This window comes from Calditrichota bacterium, assembly GCA_016867835.1.
Classification (GTDB): Bacteria; Electryoneota; AABM5-125-24; order Hatepunaeales; family Hatepunaeaceae; genus VGIQ01.
In genome coordinates this window covers 1-2523 of record VGIQ01000196.1, presented here as the reverse complement: position 1 = coordinate 2523, position 2523 = coordinate 1, and the positions used below count along the sequence as shown (strand labels likewise).

Sequence of the window (2523 nt, the reverse complement as noted above, 5' to 3'; positions counted from 1 at the left end):
ATTGAACTGCGCAATCAGGTCGCCCGGATCGTCGCGCCGCGGACCGCCGTCCGCGTTGCGGAGTTCGCGTCCGCTCGCGTCGCGGCGAAGCCCGCCCTCCGGCTCGCGGATGATCTCGACGTCGGTCTCCCAACGCAGAAGCGCGTCGCCGCTGTTGGAGACATTGACCACGTGCTCTTCGATATCGCCGGTAACCAAATCGGTCTCGATGCCTTGCGGATCGAGGTTGATCGAAGGCGGAGCGAAAGCACGCGCATGGAGCGCGATGTTGTATTGGCCGTCGTTTGCCGGGGCGTTCGAGATGATCGTCGCGGTGGCGTCATATTCACCCGGCTCCTCAGCGTTGAAGGTGAAGACGACATTCTGGCGACCCCGTGGATCGAGTTGGAACTCGACCGGATTGGCCGAGAAGGCCTCGCTGTCGATGGAAATGTCACTCACTTCCAGGACATCGGTTCCGACGTTCTCGACGCGAACCGTCACATTATATGGACCACCGGCGAATATGTCTTGGAACGCCCGGTTCCAGTCCACGACATCGGGATGACCGTAGGCTCCCGGCCAGATCGCATCGACGACCGGAACGCCGGTAACGTGCAGCAGCACGTTCAGCGCCAGGTCGCCGTCGTTCGGGTCGTTGGAGAGGAAGTGCATATCGGCTTCGTAGTCGCCGGTTACGAGCCCGGTGCCGTCGAGCGTTACGACGACGTTCATATCGCCACCCGACTCGATTTCGCCGTCGCGCGGATCGTAAATGAGCCAGTAAGCCTCGGCAACACCGTCATCATAGATGCGGATAGTTCCGGGGCCCCAGCCTCCGACCCAGATGTTGTAGCCGTCATGCATTACTGCGTCATAGGGCTGGGTGATGCCGACCGGGAAGCTCCGAACCTGGCCAACGGACTGCCAGTTGTCGGTGTTGATGTTGATGTTGAAGAGGTTGGTATTGGCGCCCTGATGGATCCAGAGTTTCCCGTCGGGATGCTTGCTCACCCATTCGAGGCTGTAGACGTTCACATTCCCTTGGGCATGCTGCGCCCAGTTGGCGATGGTACCAATCTGCTGGCCCAGGTTGTTGCCGTCCATCCGGTAGACGCGCACCGGCTGTTGACCGGCCTGCTCCTTGGCAAACAACCAACCCTCCTCGTGGTCAAAGGCTACCCCGTAGATCGGGAAGCCCATAGCCATATCCTGGAGTTGGTTGCCGTTCATATCGAAGCGGCGCAGGACGTTATTGACGTTCAGGTTGCAGATATAGATGACGCCGTTGTAGAACCCGCCGTCCATCGGATTGGGGGTTGCGAAACGACGCACTTCGCGGAAGTTCTGGTAGTTATCATGCGTCCAGATTGCCACGGTCGATGTGTTGTAGATGGTGATCGCAGCAAGGTTGTTCTCCATGTCGTAGCCGACCGGAGAGCAGTAGATGTTGACGCCGGCGCCTTGCGGCTGGTTGAACTGAGCGATCAGATCGCCCGGGTTGTCGCGCAGCGGTCCGCCGTTGGCGTCGCGCATTTCACGCCCGCCTGCGTCGCGGCGCTGACCTGGCTCACGGATAATCTCGTGGGCGATCCGGAACCGCAGGGGCGCTTCGCCGTTGTTGGCTACATTGACGACATGCTCGCTCATCTCACCGGTATTGAGGTCATCCTCAATCGCCTGGGGATCGAGCGCTATCTGCGGCGGCTCACCAGTCCGGCCGTGCAGATTGATCACATACTCGCCCTCATCCGGGTCGTTGGTGATGAAGGTCATCGTCGCGTCGTGATCGCCCGACTCGTCAGTTGCGAGGGTGACCGTCAGATCGATGGCCTCGCGCGGGGCGAGTGCAAACTGATCGCGATTGATACTGTAGGCGCCGTCGGTGAACTCGGTTCCGTCCACGACCAGATCGGCCGTGCCGACGTTGCGGACGTTGATCGTCATCGCATACTGGCCGCCGTTGAAGAGGTCGGCGTAGCGACGGTTCCAGTCCACCACGTTGGGATAGCCGTAAGCCGCCGCCCAACGTCCTTCGATGTCGGGAGCGCCGGTTACGCCTAACAGAACCGACACCACCACGTCGCCTTCATCGGGATCGTTGGACGTGATATGAAGTTCGCCTTCATAGTCGCCTTCGACCAGCCCGGCGGCATTGAGGGTGACGATGATGTTGACGTCGCCGCCGGCTTCGATCGTCCCTTCGGTAGGTTCGAATCCGAGCCAATAGACCTCGGCCACGCCGTCATCGTAGATGCGGAAGTTGGCAAGCGCGTATCCACCCTGCCAGAGGTTGTGGCCGTCGTGGACGACCGCGTCGTAGGGCTGGTTGGCGCCGCCGTTGGCGAACGACACCACCCGCCGAACCGCCTGCCAGTTGTCCTGGTTGACCTGAATCTGACGAATCTGCTGAATGTTCGACTGGCTGATCCACAACTGCCCCTCCGGATGACGGAAGACCCATTCAATCTGATACATGATCTGATTGTCAAGGAACTGCAGGTAGTTGCTGATCGAGCCGAGCCGCGCGCCAAGTTGACCCTG

At 60.4% G+C, this 2523-nt stretch carries 1 protein-coding gene; it reads right to left on the bottom strand.

Annotated elements, in window-relative coordinates; translation table 11 throughout:
• The coding region (locus FJY67_12015; GenBank protein ID MBM3330173.1) for a choice-of-anchor D domain-containing protein at positions 1–2523 on the bottom strand (2523 nt) is incomplete at both ends.